Source organism: Phenylobacterium sp. (genome assembly GCF_036502675.1).
Lineage (GTDB): Bacteria > Pseudomonadota > Alphaproteobacteria > Caulobacterales > Caulobacteraceae > Phenylobacterium.
This window is the reverse complement of the sequence record NZ_DASXYF010000060.1, coordinates 1-16,801: the sequence shown is the minus strand read 5'-3', so window position 1 is coordinate 16,801 and position 16,801 is coordinate 1. Positions and strand designations below refer to the sequence as shown.

Here is a 16,801-nt window from a genome sequence, read left to right as displayed (position 1 = left end):
AGTTGGCGGGAATCTTCTTGGCCGGAGCGGCGGGTACGGCAATCTTGGCGGGAGGGGGCTTGAGGGCGGTCATTTTCTTTTCCTGTGCGGACAAAGCATGGGGTGATCCACCGGTGGGGCGCCGGATGGCACGCATTCGTCACGTTGCTGAACGAAAAAGACCCTATCACAGGAAAGGCGAAAATGGAAGGAAAAACAGTGCCATCCCATTGATTTGGCGGCGTTTATTCAAATCTTCCCGGAAAGGGCAGCCAATTCAAGCATTTGTGACGGTTGTTCCGTACGCAGACCACACCCCGCGTAGAACGCAGGGTCGCCAGGCGCCAAGCGGTGCTGTGAAAGGTTAGGAACCGGAACCCGCATTCGGGCTCCTTGGCGTCCGCGGAGCGACGGCCAGCCGAGCGCAGCGAAGGGTCGCTAGCAACAGCGTAGCGACGCCGCGACCATCCAATAACGGCGGACGCCTAGGAGCCTGAACCTGGGTTGGGGCTGAAGAACTTCTCGAACTTGTCCGGCACGCCCTGCATTTCCTTGGCGTCCGCCGGAGCTTCGCCCTTTTGGGCGATATTGGGCCAGCTCTTGGCATATTCGGCGTTCACCGACAGCCACTTCTCCAGGCCGGATTCGGTATCGGCCTTGATGGCTTCCGGTGGACATTCCGGCTCGCAAACGCCGCAGTCGATGCATTCGTCGGGGCTGATTACCAGCATGTTTTCGCCTTCGTAGAAGCAGTCCACCGGGCAGACTTCGACGCAGTCCATGAACTTGCAGCGGATGCAGGCGTCGGTGACGATGTAGGTCATCGAAGGGTTAGGCTCCGGACACGCCCCGCGGGGGGGCGCGGGTTTTTCACGTCGCGGGCGCGGCTTGTCAATGCGCAGCACTTTGGCGCGGCTCAGGATGTCTGCAAGGACGAATAGAGGCCGCGCGCCTCCGCCGGCGGTCCGCGCCGCTCGCCCAGCGCCTCGACGCGCACGGCGGTGAGCCGGCCGCCCGAGGCGAACACCAGCTGGTCGCCGATCCGCACCGTCCGCGCGGGCTTGTCCAGCCGGCTCTCCACGCCCGCGCGGGTCAGGCGCACCCGGCCGTCCTCGCAGACCCTGGCGGCCAGAGTGCGGGTCTTGAACAACCGGGCGCGCCACAGCCAGACGTCGGCGCGGCAGGTGTCTGCGGGCTCGCTCACGCCGGCGCCGCCCTGCGCCGCCTCCGCTTGCGCCGCGCGGGCGCGGGCCGGCCCTTCAGCGCCGCCAGGGCCGCGAACGGCGAGGCGGGGGAGGGACCGGCCGGCCCCGCCGCCGTCGCCGTCCGTCCGCGGCGCCAGGCCCGCGGAGCCTCGCCGCGGCCGGCGGGCAGGAAGCCCAGGCCGCGCAGCACCGCCTCGGCCGTGGCCGCGTCCCAGCCCAGCGCTTCGTGCGCCTGGTCGGAGAGCGCCACGCCGCCCCCCTGCCGCGGGGCGGCGCGCAGCAATTCGTCCAGCCGCTCGAGCTGCTCCACCGGCGCGGCGAGGCGCCCGACCCGGCGCAGGCCGTAGGCGGCCAGCGCCGCCGGCGCGGGCGCGGGATCCGGCAGCGGGATGGGGACGCCGGTCGGCCTCAGGCCCGCGGCCATGGGCGCGGCGAAGGCCTGCAGCAGACCGGCCGCCGCAGGCTCCAGCAGCGCGGGAAGATACAGGCTGTAGGCGCCCAGCCGCACGCCCAGCGCCTTCAGCGCCCGGCGCTCCACCTGGCTCAGCGCCTTGGCGTCGTCGCGCACCTGCGCCCGGTCGATCACTCCGCCGGCTTCCAGCAGCCGGAAGGCGACGCCGCGCGCCAGGCCCTTCAGCCGCCCGTCGGCCACCGCCGCCTCCAGCCGGCGCAGCGCCCGAAGCCTGCGGCCCGCCTCCGCCGCGACGAAGGCCTCCAGCCGCCGGGCGGCGCGTTCGCGCGCCACCGCCGGGCCCAGCTCGCCGAACAGCCGCACCCTGGGTGCGAACGGCCTGCCGCCGGCCAGGGCCCCCGCCGCCTCGCCGCGCCACAGGATCGTCGCGTCGGGGGCGAGCGCGAAGGCCTCGTCCGGCTCGCCGGCCATCTGGCCCAGCCGCCTGGCGATCTCCGGGCCGACGGCGGCTTCCGCCGTGGCGCGCAGGGCCTTCTCCTCCAGCGGGGACGCGCCGCGGGCGGCCTCGAAGCGCGCGCCCTGCAGCCGGCCGACGTAGTGGCCCTCCACCGTCACCGTGCCGTCCGCCGCCACGCCGGCCAGCATGTCGGCCCGCACCTGCAGGCCGCGCATCAGCGCGCTGGTGCGCCGGTCGACGAAGCGGGCCATCAGCTTTTCGTGCAGGGTGTCGGAGAGCCGGTCTTCCAGCGCCCGCGTGCGCTCCTGCCAGCCGGCGGGGTCGGCCAGCCAGTCGGGGCGGTTGGCCACATAGGCCAGGGTCCGCACGCTGGCCAGCCGGGCCGAGAGCGCGTCGATGTCGCCGTCGGTGCGGTCGAGGTGGGCGTATTGCCGGGCGATCCAGTCCTCCGGCACCCGGCCGCTGCGGCCGGTGAGGGCCTCGAAGAATTCGCGGATCAGCCGGATGTGGTCGTCGGCGCCGGTCTTGCGGAAGTCCGGCGTCTGGCAGACGTCCCATAGCCGGAACAGGGCCGAGCGGTCACGGCAGCGCCCGGCGACCTCCGGGACCGCCGCCAGCGCCCGCAGCGTCTGCTCGTCCAGGCTTTCGGCGGACAGCGTCAGGCCCGCCCGGTCCGGCGCGGTGGAGAGCGAGCGCATCAAGAGGTGCAGCGAGCCGAAGTCGGGCCGCGGGTTGCGCCACTCCGCCGCCTCCACCGGCTCGAAGCTGTGCGTCTCGACGGCCTCCACGAGGTCGGGATCGATGTCCTCGCACTCGCCGGTGACGCCGAAGGTCCCGTCGGTGCGGTAGCGCCCGGCGCGCCCGGCGATCTGGCCGATCTCCTGGGGCCGCAGCCAGCGGGTCCGCCGGCCGTCGAACTTGCGCAGGCCCGCGAAGGCCACGTGGTCGACGTCCATGTTCAGGCCCATGCCGATGGCGTCGGTGGCCACCAGGAAGTCCACCTCGCCGGACTGGTAGAGCGCCACCTGGGCGTTGCGGGTGCGTGGGCTGAGCGAGCCCATCACCACCGCCGCCCCGCCCCGCTGGCGGCGGATCAGCTCGGCGATGGCGTAGACCTGGTCGGCGGAGAAGGCGACCACGGCGCTGCGCCGCGGCAGGCGGGTGAGTTTCCCGGGCCCGGTATAGGTCAGGGTGGAGAACCGCTCCCGCGAGACGATCTCGGCGTGCGGCAGCAGCCGGCGGACCAGCGGGGCCATGGTCCCGGCGCCCAGCAGCATGGTCTCCGCCGTCCCCCGCGCGTGCAGCAGGCGGTGGGTGAAGACGTGGCCCCGCTCCGGGTCGCCGCAGAGCTGGATCTCGTCCACCGCCAGGAACTCCACCTGGCGCGACAGCGGCATGGCCTCGACGGTGCAGACGTAATAGTGCGGCCGCGGCGGGACGATCTTCTCCTCGCCGGTGATCAGCGCCACGGCCCGCGGGCCTCTGGCCTTGACGATGCGGTCGTAGATCTCCCGGGCCAGCAGCCGCAGGGGCAGGCCGATCATGCCGGAGGCGTGGCCCAGCATCCGCTCCACTGCGAGGTGCGTCTTACCGGTGTTCGTTGGTCCCAGCACCGCCACCAGGCGGGGAGGGGCCGCGCCGGACGGGCGGTCGCTCATGACTCCAAGGTGGGGTCAGAATCGGGGCGCGGCAAGCGGCGTCCCCGGCCCCGCCGGGGGCGGGCGAGTTGATTTGTCGCGGCCGGTGCGGCCATCCGTCAGCTGAACGGCGGCTGACTTTCCGGCTCAGGTTCCCCTCAGGACCCAGGCCTCAGACTGGCTCTCGATCCGTCCGTCGGGGCGGTGAACCTGGATGAGGTGACGTCATGGCCAGCTTTCGCGCCATCGATTGGGTTCTCGCGGAATACGCGCCCGGTCCGGTGAAGGTCGGCGACCTGCTGTCGGTCGATGCGGGCGGCATGCCGATCTACCAGGTGACGGCGGTGTCCGACGGCATGATCTCGCTGCGCGACGAACGCCATCCGCCGGTGCAGGTCAGGTCCCTGGACAGCTTCCGTTGGAGAGGCGTCATCGCCTAAAGCGGGTTGAAATTGGGTTGATCCGCCTCCGCTCCTCCCGGCGAAGGCCCGTAGGCGCTAAACTTAAGGGCGACGTCGCCTTTTCCTCCCCTGTCCCGAAGAGGACGGGGGACCACCGGCCGGAGAGCCGGTGGCGGAGGGGGCGCGGACTTGGCGCAGTGCGTCGGCTCGCCCCCACCGTCACGCCCTCGGAGTTCGTCCTCGGGCCGGCCGCCGGCCGGACCTAGTGGCCGGGGCGAGCGGGTTTTGAGCGGGCGATTCCGCCTGAAATCATCGTGCCCTGGCCGGCGCGTCCGGACGGCGCGCCGCCTCGCCGCCTTCGCAAAATCGTGCGCCTGTGATGTCGCAACGCCGGCCCGTCGTTCGTCCTCGGACGGAGCGGCGGCCTGGCCGAGCCTTCGGCCGGGTGATCGCCAGGGTCACAGAGGAGCAAACCGCATGATCACCGTTTCCGCTTTCCGCTGGGTTCCCCCGTTCGCCCAGGGCCAGGTGCGCGACCTGCGCGTGCGCTGGGCGCTGGAGGAGGCCGGCCTTCCCTACCGCACCCGCCTGCTCGAACAGGGCGACCAGGACAAGCCCGAGTACCGCGCCCTGCAGCCGTTCGGCCAGGTGCCGATCTTCGAGGAGGACGGCCACGTGCTGTTCGAGAGCGGCGCCATCGTGCTGCATATCGGCCAGCGCACTGAGACCCTGCTGCCGATGGACGAGGGCGCGCGCAGCCGCGCTACGCAGTGGCTGATCGCGGCGCTCAATTCCGTCGAGCCGCACATCATGAACGTCGCCGCCATCGACCTGTTCTACGCCGACCAGGAATGGGCCAGGCTGCGCCGCCCGGGCGCGGTCGACTTCGCGCGCCACCGGCTGTCGTCGCTGGCCAAGGCGCTGGGCGACAAGCCCTGCCTCGACGGCGAGCGCTTCACCGCCGGCGACCTGATGATGGCCACCGTGCTGCGCATCCTGCCGGACCTGGCCGCCGACACCAGCCTGGCCCCCTACGTCGACCGCTGCACCGCCCGCCCCGCTTTCAAGCGGGCCCTGGATGCGCAGATGGGGGATTTCCGGCAGGGCGCCTGAACCGCGTAGCGCCCCTTCTCCCCTTGCGGGAGAAGGTGGCCTGCGGAGCTGGTCGGATAAAGGGTCTCTCAGAAGGGAAGGGAACACGCACGACTTTCGGCGTGCAGTCCATTCCAAATTTGGCGGCGCTTCTTCCCGATGCCTCGCCGCTGTCCGCCAGTATGTTCACTATTTGTTCTTGTCAACCTGCGCCCCTCGCGCTAGGGTCGCGCTGTCCGGCGCGCTCGCCGGACGTCCCCAGGGAGACAGGCGATGGTCCCGGACTTCGGACCCGACCCCGATCAAGCGGCGGCGCCGGATGCACCCCCCTTCCGCACCGGCGAAGGCTTCGCCTGGGGCGAGAGCCGCTACACCGAAGCCGTGGGCGCCGAGATCTGCCGCCGGCTGGCGGACGGCGAGTCCCTCGCCGTCATCTGCCGCGACCCGGCCATGCCCGCCCCGCCCACGGTCCACAAGTGGGCCGGCCTGCACCCCGAGTTCGCCGAGGCCAAGGCCCGCGCCCAGCGCAAGGCCTGGCGGCGCGAGCGCCGCGTCCAGGCCGGCAAGCTGAAGAAGCGGCTGGCGCGCCTCGTCGAAGCTGGCCGCGCCCCCTCCGGCCCGCCCTCCACCTACTCCGAGGAGATGGCCGAGCTGATCTGCCGCCGGCTGGCCCACGGCGAGCCGTTGATGGAGATCTGCCGCGAGGCGCACATGCCCAGCTACGTCACCGTCTACGCCTGGATGCGGCGCGACCCGGCCTTTGCTTATATGGTCGGCTTGGCGCGCGAGCTGCAGGCGGGGCTCAAGCTCGACCTCGCCTGGACCATCGCCCGCGACGCCACGCCCGAGACCGTCGGCGTCGCCCGCCTGCAGATCCAGACCCTGCGCTGGCACGCCGCCCGCCTCGCTCCCCGCGGCGATCCCGCCCCGCCGACGGAGGTCATGGACCGCATCCGCCGCGAGGGCCCCGACAGCTACACGGCCCGCCACAACCCCGAGCTTGCGACCAGGAGCCTGGGAGAAGGGGACTGGGACTGAATTCTCCCGACCTCCCCGGGAGAGGGGAAGGGGGCGCTCGAACCGCTGTTTCCACCCCGAAAACCGCTAACCGCCTTAAGGGTTGTCTACGCTTGTCCGCCTCAGTCCAGCGTCCGCCGGTACCGCGCCATGGCCAGCGCCGTGACCACGCAGACGAAGGCCGCCAGCGCCGTCAGCTCGCGCCACATGTCCCCCAGGCTCTGGCCCTTCAGCAGCGCCCCGCGCACGATCCGCAGGAAGTGGGTGACGGGGATGACCTCGCCCAGCGCCTGGGCCCAGGCCGGCATGCCGCGGAACGGGAACATGAAGCCCGACAGCAGGATCGAGGGCATGATGTAGAACATGCTCATCTGCATGGCCTGCAACTGCGAGCGGGCGGCGGTGGAGATCAGGAAGCCCAGGGCCAGCGAGCCCACGATGAACAGGGCCACCCCCAGCGACAGCCCCGCCCAGCCGCCCGCCATCGGCACGCCGAACAGCAGCCTGGCCATGATCAGGATCAGCACCGTCTGGATCAGCCCCACCGCCACATAGGGCGCGAGCTTGCCGGCCATCACCTCGATCGGCTCGACCGGGGTGGCCAGCAGGCTCTCCATGGTGCCCCGCTCGGTCTCGCGGGTGACGCTGAGCGAGGTCATCATCACCAGGGTCATGGAGAGGATCACCCCCAGCAGGCCTGGCACGATGTTGAAGGCGGTGACCGCCTCGGGATTGTAGCGGCTGTGCACCACCACCTCGAACGGCGGCGCGGCCTGGCCGCGCGGCGCCAGCGCCCCCTTCAGGTCGTGCGCCAGGGCCTGCCGGGGCAGGGCGGCCAGGGCCGCGGCCGCGCCGCTGGTGGCCGAGGGGTCGGTGGCGTCGGCCTCCACCAGGATCTGGGCGTTGTCGCCGCGGACTACCCGGCGGGTGAAGTCGTCGGGGATGGTGACGGCGAACTGCACGTCGCCGCGCCGGACCAGGGCGTCGAGCTCGGCGGGGCTGCGCGCCTGCAGGGCGAGGTCGAAATAGGCGCTGTTCTTCAGGGCGGCGGTGATCGAGCGGGCGAACACCGAATCCTCCTGCACCAGCAGGGCGGTCGGCAGCCGCCGGGGCTCGGAGTTGATCGCATAGCCGAACAGCAGCAGCTGCAGGACCGGCATGGCCAGGATCATGGCGTAGGTCAGCCGGTCGCGGGCCAGCTGCTTGAATTCCTTGACCAGCACGGCCATCACCCGGGTGGCGGAAAAGCCGCTCATGGGACGTCTCTTTCCTCCCACGCCCCGAGGAGGACGGGGGAGGGGGACCACCGGCCGAAGAGCCGGTGGTGGAGGGGGCGCGGGTTCTCACGCGCGTTGGCCGCCCCCTCCGTCACGCCCTCTGCGGAACAGGGGAGGAAAGGCGGCGTCGGAGCGCTCATTGGTAGTTGTCCTGCGCGCCGCTCATCAGCTGGATGAACACGTCCTCCAGGGTGGGGGCGACCTCGGTCCAGCGGTACGCGTCACACCGCCAGGGGGCGATGGCCGCCTCCAGCGCCGCCCGGTCCGTGCCGCTGACGTGCAGGGCCGCGCCGAACGGGGCGGCGGTGAGCACGCCCGGCCGCCGGGCCACCTCGCCGGCCAGACGGTCGATCCCCGGCCCCTCGCCGCGGAAGGTGATCAGGTTCGAGCCTGCGACCACCTCCTCGGCCGTGCCGCGGGCGATCAGCCTGCCGTAGCTGATGTAGGCGATCTCGTGGCAGCGCTCGGCCTCGTCCATGTAGTGGGTGGAGACCAGCACGGTCAGGCCCTGGGCGGACAGCGCATGGATCTCGTCCCAGAAGGTGCGCCGCGCCTTGGGGTCGACGCCGGCGGTGGGCTCGTCGAGCAACAGCAGGCGCGGCTCGTGCAGGGTGGCGGCGGCCAGGGCCAGCCGCTGCTTCCAGCCGCCGGAAAGCGAGCCGGCCAGCTGGTCGCGCCGCGCCGAGAGGCCCAGCCGCTCCAGGGTTTCGCTCACCCGCCGGTCTCTATGGTCCAGGCCGTGCACCCGGGCCATGAACTGCAGGTTCTCCCGCAGGGTCAGGTCCTCGTACAGCGAGAACCTCTGGGTCATGTAGCCGGTGCGCAGCTTGATCTCGCCCGCCTGGCGGATGATGTCGTAGCCCAGGCAGGAGCCCGCCCCGGAGTCCGGGGTCAGCAGGCCGCAGAGCATGCGCAGCGTGGTGGTCTTGCCCGAGCCGTTGGGGCCCAGGAAGCCGCAGATGCGGCCCTCCGCCACCTGGATCGACAGGTCCTGCACGACGTGCTTGCCGGCGAAGCTCTTGTTGAGGCCGGAGACGTCGATGGCCGGCGTCACCGGACGGCCCCCAGCGGCGTCACGTCCACCGGCTGGCCGGGATTGAGCAGCGCGCTGGGGAGGGCCTCCACCAGGTAGACCAGCCGGTCGCGGGCTTCGCGGGAATAGATCACCGGCGGGGTGAATTCCGGCCGGGGGCTGACGTAGGTGATCCTGGCCGTCAGGCCGGCGGCGCAGCCGTCGCAGGCGAAGCGCACCGTCCCGCCCGGCCGGTAGCGGGCGACCGCCGTCTCCGGCACGAAGAAGCGCAGCTTGACCCGGTCGTCCGGCAGCAGCGCCAGCACCGGCTGGTTGGCGCTGGCCCATTCGCCGGCCTGGTAGAAGACGTCCTCCACCCGGGCGGCCGAAGGCGCGGCGGGCGCCACGTCGCTCAGGCGGGCGCTGGCGGCGGCCAGCGTCGCCTGGGCCTGGCGGACCCGGGCGTCGGTGGCGCGGATCTGGTCCTCCCGCGAGCCCAGGGCCGCGGCGTCGCGCTGGCGCCTGGCCGCCGTCACCTGCGCCTGGGCGGCCTGGGCGGCGGAGCGGGCGTCGTCGAGCCGGGCGGGCGCATAGATCCCCTTGCGCACCAGCGGCTCGGTGCGGCGCAGGATGGCGCTCGCGTCGCGGGCGCGGGCCTCGGCGGCGGCGGCGTTGGCGTCGTAGACGGCCAGCTCCACCGGGCGCTGGCCCTTGCGCACGTCCTGCGCCTGGGCCTCGGCGGCGGCCAGGTCGGCGGCGAGCTGGTCGCGCTGGGCGGCGAGCTGGCGCGGGTCGACCACGAACAGCGGCTGGCCGGCCCTCACCCGGTCGCCGCGGGCGACGCGCATGGCGGTCACAGTGCCGGAGACCGGCGCCGCCAGGTACAGCGGCTCGCCCTCCACATAGCCGGACAGCATGGCGGTCCGGCCCATGCGCGGCGCGATCAGCAGCACGGCCGCCAGGACGACGGCGCCGGCCGTGAGGCCCACGACCAGCAGGCGTTGCGGGGTCATGCGGCTTTCCTGAGCATGAGGCCGTCCAGCAGGGTGTCGAGGTGCTGGGCGGCCAGGGCCTCGATGTCGACGTCCGGGGCGCCGATGGGGGTGAAGGTCTCGCGCCAGATCACCCCGATCAGCAGGGGGGCCACGATCTGCAGGGCGAACAGCCGCGGATCGCCCGCCCGCACCTCGCCGCGGGCCTGGGCGGCGGCCACCGCCAGGGTCAGGGCTTCCACCGCCTGCGAGACCAGCCGGTCGTGCCAGACCCGCGCCAGCTCCGGGAAGTTGCGCGCCTCGCCGATCACCATCTTCGCCACCCCGCCCACCGGCGTGTGCGCGACCAGTCCCACCATGCGGCCGACCAGCAGGCGCAGCAGGTCGGGGAACGGGCCCTGGTGGGCGGCCGCCATCGCCTTCACCGCCTCGATGTCGGGGGCCAGCGACTGGTCCACCACGGCGCGGAACACCTCCTCCTTGGTGGCGAAGTAGAGATAGATCGCCCCCTTTGACACGCCGGCCCGCGCCGCCACGTCCTCCAGCCGCGCGCCGGCGAAGCCGCGCTCGGCGAACACGGCCATCGCCGCGGCCAGGATCTCCGCCGGCCGCTCGGCCTTGCGGCGCCGGAACTTCGGCGCGCCGTCAGCAGGCATGCGCGGGCCCCTCTAATAACTGACCAGACGGTCATTTATGCGCTTGGCCGCAAGCTTCCGCAAGCGCCCGGCGACGCGGACGCCAGGACGTACGAACGAGATGAGAAAGAGGTTGGGAACACCGGCGCAACAAAGCAGGACCGAATCAGCGACCATGGCTGATTCGGCGTTTGTTCACCGCTAGGTATAGTAGCCGAGCCGAGCTTGACCACAATCACCCCGGCATGGCCGCCGCGGCCGCCGCCGGCGTGGGTTGACGGCTGACGACCGCTTCCTCTATATCGCCGGCTCCCCGCGCGGGTCAGGCCCGCCGCGTCCGTCTCCACGCGAAGGTTTTCCCATGTCGCGCCGCTGCGATCTCACCGGAATCGGCCCGATGGTCGGCCACAACGTGAGCCACTCGAACATCAAGACCAAGCGCCGCTTCCTGCCGGCGCTGTCGCCCGCCACGCTGATGTCGGAATCGTTGGGGCAGAGCTACCGGCTGCGGATCACCAACGCCGCTCTGCGCACCATCGACTTCCGCGGCGGCCTCGACGCCTTCCTGCTGAAGGCCAGCGACGACCAGCTTTCGCTGCGCGCCCGCAAGATCAAGCGCCAGGTCAAGGCCAGGCTGGCGGCCCAGCCCGCCGCCTGAGGCCGGCTCTTTCCCGGAACTGCAAAGGCCGCCCCTCCGGGGCGGCCTTTTCGTTGCGGCTACTTCAGCGTCCCGGCGAACAGCGCCAGCATCTCGCGCCAGTGCCGCTCGGAGGCCTCGCGGTCATAAGCGGCCGTGTCGGGCGGCGCGTAGCCGTGCAGCGCGCCCTCGTAGACCTTCATGTCGGCGTCGACGCCGGCCGCTTTGAACGCCTGGTCCAGCCGCACGTACTGCTCCTCGGGAAACGAGGGGTCCTTGTCGGCGGCGGCGACCAGCACTTTAGCCTTGATCCGCGGCGCCAGCAGGTGGGGGCTGGTGTCGGCCTCGTTCGCCAGGTTGCCGCCGTGGAATGAGGCCGCCGCCGCCACCCGGTCCGGGAACATCGCCGCGGCGCGCAGCGACATGGCCCCGCCCATGCAATAGCCGATCGTCCCGACCTTCGGCCCCTTCACCTGCGGCTGCCCGGAGAGGAATTTCAGGAACGCGCCGGTGTCGACGGTCGATTTCTCCGGATCGGTCGTGGCGATCCGCGGGCCGAGCAGCTCCCAGCGCGTGGCCGCGTCGCCGACCGTCATGTCGACGGGCGCATAAGGGCCGAAGCGCCAGAACATGTCGGGCAGCAGCACGTAGTAGCCGTGCGACGCCAGCCGCTCGGCCATCTCGAACAGCGCCGGGCGGATGCCGATCCCGTCCATGAAGAACAGCACCGCCGGCCACGGCCCGGTCCCCTGGCCGGGGGTGAAGGCGAAGGCGCGCACGTCGCCGTCGCGGGTGGGGATTTGGATGTCCTGGCGGCTCATGGGGTCCTCCCTTTCAAGGCTTCGGCGTCCAGTCGAACGCCAGCAGCAGCGTACGCTCCGTCGTGGTGAAGTTGTCGTCGGAGATCATGTAGAACCGGATCGACCCGTTGGGGCGGAGCAGGGCGGCGAGGCCCTCGAAATTGTCCACGGTCTGCGGCCGGGCCAGGGTCATGCGGTCGATTTCGCCGCCCTGGGCGTCGAGGATGCGCAGGATCACGTGGTTGCCGGTCAGCGGGTTCCAGTCGCGCAGCAGCCAGGCGATGCGTCCGCCGTCCAGCGGCGCCGCGGCCACCAGGCCGAAGCCCTGGGGAACCTCCACCGTATAGCCCGCCCGGCAGCCGCCCGAGATGCGGCACACCCAGGTGTGGCCGGTGTCCTCCGCCCCCACGACGTAGGCGTCGGGACCTGCGGCGGGCAGCATCGCCAGGGCCTCCATCCCGTCGTTGTCGGGAAAGGCCTCGCCCGGCATGGGGACCGCGCGCGGCGGGCCGCCGGCGGCCGGGTAGAGCCAGATGCGGTGATGGCGCTCGAAGCTGACCAGCAGGTCGCCGTTCGGCGCCACGGCCACGCCCTCGGCGTCGCTCTCGGCCTTGCCCTGCAGCGGCTGGCCGTCCAGGCCGGTGAGCGGCGACAGCGTGGCGTCCGCCAGGCCGATCGGCCGGCCGCCCGCGTCGAGCACCAGGCGCGCGCGCAGCAGGTCGCCTTCGTCGCCCTCGCTGACCAGTCGGCCGTCGGTACCGATCTTCAGGTCCGACAGCCCATGCAGGCGCGAGGTCTGGTCGGAGGTGAGGTTCAGGCCGCCGGCGTAGGCGAAGGCGCCGACGCGGTCCTGGGTCGGATCCGCCGCGTTCAGGGGCACGGGCTCGGCCTTGACGACGACCCCGGGCCCCGCGGGCACGGGCGCCTGCGGCAGGATTGCGGGCGCCTCCGCGCAGGCGGCGAGCGACAGGGCCGCGAACGCCCCCGCCAGCCCGCGGCGCATCACGCCACCACCCGGCGCACTTCCTTGAAGGTCGAGCGGCGCAGCCCGCCCAGCCCGCCGGGCGGCGGCTGCAGCAGGCCCGCCGCGGCGGCGCGGGTGATGGACCGCGGCTCCTCGGAGAACAGTTCGGCCAGCTGCTCGACAATGGCCCCGGCCAGCTGCTCCACATCGACGATGGTCACCGCGCGGCGGTAGTAGCGGGCCACGTCGTGGCCGATGCCGATGGCGATCAGCTGCACCGGGCTCTTGGCCTCGATCTCGCCGATCACGTCGCGCAGGTGGCGCTCCAGGTAGTGGCCGGAGTTCACCGACAGGGTCGAGTCGTCCACCGGCGCCCCGTCGGAGATCACCATCAGGATCCGCCGCGTCTCCGGCCGGCCGATCAGTCGGTGGTGCGCCCAGAGCAGGGCCTCGCCGTCGATGTTCTCCTTCAGCAGGCCCTCGCGCATCATCAGGCCCAGGTTGCGCCGGGCGCGGCGCCAGGGGGCGTCGGCGGCCTTGTAGATGATGTGGCGCAGGTCGTTCAGCCGGCCGGGCTGGGCGGGCTTGCCGGCCTTCAGCCAGTCCTCGCGGCTGGCCCCGCCCTTCCAGGCCCGGGTGGTGAAGCCCAGGATCTCGGTCTTCACCCCGCAGCGCTCCAGGGTGCGGGCCAGGATGTCGGCGCACACCGCCGCCACCATGATCGGCCGGCCGCGCATGGAGCCGGAATTGTCGATCAGGATGGTCACCACCGTGTCGCGGAACTCGGTGTCCTCCTCCTCCTTGAAGGACAGCGGCGCGGTGGGGTCGGTGATCACCCGGGTGAGCCGCGCCACGTCGAGGACGCCCTCCTCCAGGTCGAAGCTCCACGACCGGTTCTGCTGGGCTAGCAGTTTGCGCTGCAGCCGGTTGGCCAGGCGCGAGACCACGTTCGACAGGCTGGCCAGCTGCTGGTCGAGGTAGGCGCGCAGCCGCGAAAGCTCCTCGGCGTCGCACAGCTCCTCGGCGGCCACCACCTCGTCGTGGCTGCTGGTGAACACCTTGTAGGTCGGGACCTTCGCCTCGCCCTTCGGGTCCGGGCGCGCCGGCTGGTCGCCGTCGCCCATGTCCGGGGGCTCGTCGGAATCCTCGGCGTCGCCGTCCTCGTCCGACTGCATCATCTCGCCGTCGGCGTCCTCGGCCTCGCGCTGGGTGGATTCGCTCTCGTCCATGGCCGACTGCTGGGGCGAGGCGCCTTCTCCGTCGCCGTCCTGCTCCTCGGCGGCCAGGTCCGCGCCCTCCTCGCTGGGCTCCTCGTCGGGGTCGCGCTGGTCCTGGTCGTCGAGGGACTCGTCGCCCATGGACAGGTCGCGGATGATCGCCTTGGCGATGCGGGCGTAGGCCTTCTGGTCGGCCAGGGCCTCGGTCAGCCGGTCGAGGTCGGCCCCGGCCTTGGCCTCCACCTCCCCGCGGAACAGCTCCACCAGCGGCCGGGCCGACGGCGGCGGCGGCTCGCCGGTCAGGCGTTCGCGGGCCATCAGGGCCAGCACCTCCGCCATCGGCGGGTTGTTCATCGCCTCCTGCGGGTTGAACGCCCGCCGTGCATAGGCATGGTCGAGCACCGCCTTCAGGTTCTGCCGCACCCCGCCCAGGGCGTTGGCGCCGATGGCCTCGATCCGCGCCTGCTCGATGGCGTCGTAGATCGGCGCGGCCTGCAGCGACTTGGGCCGCAGCCGGGCGTGGGCGGTGGGGTCGTGGTGGGCGACGCGCAGCGCCATCTGGTCGGCGAGCCCGCGGATCCGCGCCGCGTCGATGGCGGTCAGGTCGCGGGGCGGGTGGGGCAGCACCGCCCGGTGGCCGGCCAGCATCGGCCCCTCGCCCGAGAACACCACCTCCAGGTCGTCGGATTCCGCCAGCGAGCGGGCGGCGTTCGCCAGGGCGCGCTTGAACGGTTCCAGCGGGCTTTCGGGGGCTTTGGCCATGCCCTCGTCCTTAGACCAACCGGGGGCCTGCGCAAACCGCCGGCGGTCCCGCAATGGAACGCCCGGCGGAGGCCGACGTTTTCAGGGCGAGTTCCGATGGACGGGACGATTGGGAGATCATCATGTTGAAATGGGCGCTGATTTTCGCGGTCGTGGCCCTGATCGCGGGCGGCCTGGGCTTCACCGGCGTGGCCGGCGCGGCGGCCGGTGTCGCCAAGCTTTTGTTCTTTATCTTCGTGATCGGCTTCCTGCTGTTCCTGGCCCTCGGCGTCTTCGCGGGCCGCAAGATCACCGGCGGTTAGCCGGTCCCGGCAAGCTTTCCAAGGCGCGCCCGCTTCTCCGGAGCGGGCGTTCGCGTCTTGTGGGCGCGGCCGGCGATGTCATGAACGTGTCAGTCCGCCGCTAGGCCACCCGCACACGGGCCGTGCTCTCCGGCAAGTCCGTGCCGAACGCCCGCTGGAAGAACTCGGCTACCGTGCCGCGCTCCAGCTCGTCGCACTTGTTGAGGAACGTCATCCGGAATCCGAGCGCGATGTCGCCGTTGAAGATCTCGGCGTTCTGCGCCCAGGTGATCACCGTGCGCGGGCTCATCACCGTGGAGATGTCGCCGTTCATGAAGGCGTTGCGGGTCATGTCGGCCACCCGGACCATCGCGGCGATGGTGCGCTTGCCCTCGGCGCTGTTGTAGCCGGGCGCCTTGGCCAGCACGATCTCGGCCTCCACGTCGTGCGCCAGGTAGTTCAGCGTGGTGACGATCGACCAGCGGTCCATCTGGCCCTGGTTGATCTGCTGGGTGCCGTGGTAAAGCCCCGTGGTGTCGCCCAGGCCGATGGTGTTGGTGGTCGAGAACAGGCGGAACCAGGGGTTGGGCCGGATCACCCGGTTCTGGTCCAGCAGGGTCAGCTTGCCCTGCGCCTCCAGCACCCGCTGGATCACGAACATCACGTCCGGCCGGCCGGCGTCGTACTCGTCGAACACCAGAGCGATCGGCCGCTGGATCGCCCAGGGCAGCATGCCCTCGCGGAACTCGGTGACCTGCTTGCCGTCCTTCAGCACGATGGCGTCCTTGCCCACCAGGTCGATGCGGCTGACGTGGCTGTCCAGGTTCACCCGCACCAATGGCCAGTTGAGCCGGGCGGCCACCTGCTCGATGTGGGTCGACTTGCCGGTGCCGTGGTAGCCCTGGACCATCACCCGCCGGTCATGGGCGAATCCGGCGCAGATCGCCTTGGTGGTCTCGGGGTCGAACTTGTACGCCGCGTCGAGATCGGGGACGTGGGCGTCGTGGTCCGAGAACGCGGGCACCTGCATGTCGAAGTCCACCCCGAAGGTCTCGCGCACGGAGACTTTTTTGTCGGGGACCAGGGCGGCGAGCTTGTCTTCGGTGATGTCGAAAGCTGTCATGGCGCGGTTCGATTACAAGGTATTGGCGGCGATGCAAACGGCTCTCTGAAGCCGCCCGCCGCACGACATGAACTTTGCTGGCGGGCGGGTTCAGGCCATTCCGGCCTTGCGCAGCGCCTGGTAGGCGCGGATCACCCGCTGCAGCTTGTCCTCGGCCGAGCGGTCGCCGCCGTTGGCGTCCGGATGGCAGCGCTTGACCAGCTCGGTGTAGCGGGTGCGGATCGCCGGCGGCTCGGCGGCCTCGTCCAGGTCGAGGTCGGCCAGGGCGTGGCGCTCGATCTTGCCCAGGTTGCGGCCGGCGGGCTCGGAGACAGCCTTGCCGGCGTTGTGGCCGAACATGTTGAACGGGTCGCGGAAGCCCGCCCGCCCCCGGCCGGTCCGCGCATAGAAGGCGCCGTTCTCGCGGGAGTTGGCGGAGGCCTTGAAATCCCAGGTGGGCCGCCCGCCGGTGAACAGCTCGTCCTCTTGCCGCCGGCGGATCTCGCCCTCGCTCATGCCGGCGAAGAAGTTCCAGTTGCGGTTGTATTCCGCCGCGTGCGGCAGGCAGAACCAGTAGTGCTCGCCGGGGAGCTCGCGCGACTTGGGCGCCCGCGCCGTGGCGGCCAGCCGGCAGCCGGGATTGTCGCAGGCCCGCTCGCCGGGCTTCAGCGCATTGACGTCCTGGGCGGCGGCCTCTTCCTCCGGCTTCGGGGGACGCACGCGGATGTCCAGGAACTTCGGCTTGTATTGAAACGCGTCCGGCATGGGCCAAGTATGGGGGTCACAGACTCCCATTTCCAGAATTGAAGATCCCGCCGATGGGCGCCATATTCGATGCTATCCGCGACAAGCTGACCGAGGCCTTCCAGCCCTCCCGCCTGGAGATCGAGGACGAGTCCGCCCGCCACGCCGGCCATTCCGG

The 16,801-nt window shown here is 71.4% G+C and carries 17 protein-coding genes; 5 read left to right on the top strand and 12 right to left on the bottom strand.

The features are described 5' to 3' along the window. Positions 1-464: 464 nt before the first annotated feature. From fdxA to VGL30_RS07200, 3 genes are all read right to left on the bottom strand, one after another. Positions 465-803, bottom strand: coding sequence for a ferredoxin FdxA (gene fdxA, locus VGL30_RS07210; protein WP_331538307.1), 339 nt, complete (start codon positions 801-803; stop codon positions 465-467). 92 nt (positions 804-895) lie between these two features. Continuing rightward, the gene (locus VGL30_RS07205) at positions 896-1,183 is read right to left on the bottom strand and encodes an RNA-binding S4 domain-containing protein (protein WP_331538305.1); all 288 of its coding nucleotides are present in this window, start codon (positions 1,181-1,183) and stop codon (positions 896-898) included. After that, positions 1,180-3,711, bottom strand: coding sequence for a DEAD/DEAH box helicase (locus VGL30_RS07200; protein ID WP_331538303.1), 2,532 nt, complete (start codon positions 3,709-3,711; stop codon positions 1,180-1,182). Before VGL30_RS07200 ends, VGL30_RS07205 begins: the two co-directional genes overlap by 4 nt. A 206-nt stretch (positions 3,712-3,917) precedes the next feature. Here VGL30_RS07200 and VGL30_RS07195 point away from each other — a divergent pair, with 206 nt between their 5' ends. From VGL30_RS07195 to VGL30_RS07185, 3 genes are all read left to right on the top strand, one after another. Further along, entirely contained in the window at positions 3,918-4,130 is a 213-nt protein-coding gene (locus VGL30_RS07195) for a hypothetical protein (protein ID WP_331538301.1), read from the top strand. Between the two features lie 438 nt (positions 4,131-4,568). Continuing rightward, positions 4,569-5,204: a glutathione S-transferase family protein gene (locus VGL30_RS07190; protein WP_331538299.1), complete on the top strand. Its 636-nt coding sequence runs from the start codon at positions 4,569-4,571 to the stop codon at positions 5,202-5,204. A gap of 252 nt (positions 5,205-5,456) precedes the next feature. Then, positions 5,457-6,221 (top strand): hypothetical protein, encoded by a 765-nt coding sequence (locus VGL30_RS07185; protein ID WP_331538297.1) that lies wholly within the window; start codon positions 5,457-5,459, stop codon positions 6,219-6,221. Positions 6,222-6,322: 101 nt separating this feature from the next. Here VGL30_RS07185 and VGL30_RS07180 read toward each other — a convergent pair whose 3' ends face one another. From VGL30_RS07180 to VGL30_RS07165, 4 genes are all read right to left on the bottom strand, one after another. Beyond that, complete coding sequence (locus VGL30_RS07180; RefSeq protein WP_331538295.1) at positions 6,323-7,456, bottom strand: ABC transporter permease; 1,134 nt, start codon at positions 7,454-7,456, stop codon at positions 6,323-6,325. A 157-nt stretch (positions 7,457-7,613) separates the two neighbouring features. After that, positions 7,614-8,531: an ABC transporter ATP-binding protein gene (locus VGL30_RS07175; RefSeq protein ID WP_331538293.1), complete on the bottom strand. Its 918-nt coding sequence runs from the start codon at positions 8,529-8,531 to the stop codon at positions 7,614-7,616. Next, positions 8,528-9,502 carry an HlyD family secretion protein gene (locus tag VGL30_RS07170; protein WP_331538291.1) on the bottom strand — a complete coding sequence of 325 codons (975 nt, stop codon included), beginning with the start codon at positions 9,500-9,502 and terminating at the stop codon, positions 8,528-8,530. Before VGL30_RS07170 ends, VGL30_RS07175 begins: the two co-directional genes overlap by 4 nt. Further along, on the bottom strand, positions 9,499-10,137 hold the full coding sequence (locus VGL30_RS07165) for a TetR/AcrR family transcriptional regulator (protein ID WP_331538289.1): 639 nt from the start codon (positions 10,135-10,137) through the stop codon (positions 9,499-9,501). The genes VGL30_RS07170 and VGL30_RS07165 overlap by 4 nt, the downstream gene beginning before the upstream one ends. A 340-nt stretch (positions 10,138-10,477) precedes the next feature. On the opposite strand from VGL30_RS07165, the gene rpmB reads away from it, so the two are divergent. Further along, entirely contained in the window at positions 10,478-10,774 is a 297-nt protein-coding gene (gene rpmB / locus VGL30_RS07160; protein WP_331538287.1) for a 50S ribosomal protein L28, read from the top strand. 59 nt (positions 10,775-10,833) lie between these two features. On the opposite strand, the gene VGL30_RS07155 is transcribed toward rpmB, so the two are convergent. Genes VGL30_RS07155 through cobT form a run of 3 tightly spaced genes read right to left on the bottom strand, consistent with a single transcriptional unit; the run spans position 10,834 to position 14,496 of the window. After that, on the bottom strand, positions 10,834-11,574 hold the full coding sequence (locus tag VGL30_RS07155) for a dienelactone hydrolase family protein (protein WP_331538285.1): 741 nt from the start codon (positions 11,572-11,574) through the stop codon (positions 10,834-10,836). Between the two features lie 13 nt (positions 11,575-11,587). Continuing rightward, entirely contained in the window at positions 11,588-12,556 is a 969-nt protein-coding gene (locus VGL30_RS07150; RefSeq protein ID WP_331538309.1) for an esterase-like activity of phytase family protein, read from the bottom strand. After that, positions 12,556-14,496, bottom strand: a complete 1,941-nt coding sequence (gene cobT, locus VGL30_RS07145; protein WP_331538282.1) for a cobaltochelatase subunit CobT — start codon at positions 14,494-14,496, stop codon at positions 12,556-12,558. Before cobT ends, VGL30_RS07150 begins: the two co-directional genes overlap by 1 nt. A 122-nt stretch (positions 14,497-14,618) precedes the next feature. Here cobT and VGL30_RS07140 point away from each other — a divergent pair, with 122 nt between their 5' ends. Further along, on the top strand, positions 14,619-14,798 hold the full coding sequence (locus VGL30_RS07140; RefSeq protein ID WP_331538280.1) for a DUF1328 domain-containing protein: 180 nt from the start codon (positions 14,619-14,621) through the stop codon (positions 14,796-14,798). A 100-nt stretch (positions 14,799-14,898) separates the two neighbouring features. Here VGL30_RS07140 and cobS read toward each other — a convergent pair whose 3' ends face one another. Further along, positions 14,899-15,900, bottom strand: a complete 1,002-nt coding sequence (cobS, locus tag VGL30_RS07135) for a cobaltochelatase subunit CobS (RefSeq protein WP_331538278.1) — start codon at positions 15,898-15,900, stop codon at positions 14,899-14,901. A gap of 90 nt (positions 15,901-15,990) precedes the next feature. Then, the gene (locus VGL30_RS07130) at positions 15,991-16,644 is read right to left on the bottom strand and encodes a J domain-containing protein (protein ID WP_331538276.1); all 654 of its coding nucleotides are present in this window, start codon (positions 16,642-16,644) and stop codon (positions 15,991-15,993) included. Positions 16,645-16,801: the final 157 nt, after the last annotated feature.

Coding starts and splice junctions, on each gene's coding strand:
- fdxA (WP_331538307.1), bottom strand. CDS start 803: ATGACCTACATCGTCACCGACGCCTGCATCCGCTGCAAGTTCATGGAC.
- VGL30_RS07200 (WP_331538303.1), bottom strand. CDS start 3,711: ATGAGCGACCGCCCGTCCGGCGCGGCCCCTCCCCGCCTGGTGGCGGTG.
- VGL30_RS07195 (WP_331538301.1), top strand. CDS start 3,918: ATGGCCAGCTTTCGCGCCATCGATTGGGTTCTCGCGGAATACGCGCCC.
- VGL30_RS07190 (WP_331538299.1), top strand. CDS start 4,569: ATGATCACCGTTTCCGCTTTCCGCTGGGTTCCCCCGTTCGCCCAGGGC.
- VGL30_RS07185 (WP_331538297.1), top strand. CDS start 5,457: ATGGTCCCGGACTTCGGACCCGACCCCGATCAAGCGGCGGCGCCGGAT.
- VGL30_RS07180 (WP_331538295.1), bottom strand. CDS start 7,456: ATGAGCGGCTTTTCCGCCACCCGGGTGATGGCCGTGCTGGTCAAGGAA.
- VGL30_RS07170 (WP_331538291.1), bottom strand. CDS start 9,502: ATGACCCCGCAACGCCTGCTGGTCGTGGGCCTCACGGCCGGCGCCGTC.
- VGL30_RS07165 (WP_331538289.1), bottom strand. CDS start 10,137: ATGCCTGCTGACGGCGCGCCGAAGTTCCGGCGCCGCAAGGCCGAGCGG.
- rpmB (WP_331538287.1), top strand. CDS start 10,478: ATGTCGCGCCGCTGCGATCTCACCGGAATCGGCCCGATGGTCGGCCAC.
- VGL30_RS07155 (WP_331538285.1), bottom strand. CDS start 11,574: ATGAGCCGCCAGGACATCCAAATCCCCACCCGCGACGGCGACGTGCGC.
- VGL30_RS07150 (WP_331538309.1), bottom strand. CDS start 12,556: ATGCGCCGCGGGCTGGCGGGGGCGTTCGCGGCCCTGTCGCTCGCCGCC.
- cobT (WP_331538282.1), bottom strand. CDS start 14,496: ATGGCCAAAGCCCCCGAAAGCCCGCTGGAACCGTTCAAGCGCGCCCTG.
- VGL30_RS07140 (WP_331538280.1), top strand. CDS start 14,619: ATGTTGAAATGGGCGCTGATTTTCGCGGTCGTGGCCCTGATCGCGGGC.
- cobS (WP_331538278.1), bottom strand. CDS start 15,900: ATGACAGCTTTCGACATCACCGAAGACAAGCTCGCCGCCCTGGTCCCC.
- VGL30_RS07130 (WP_331538276.1), bottom strand. CDS start 16,644: ATGCCGGACGCGTTTCAATACAAGCCGAAGTTCCTGGACATCCGCGTG.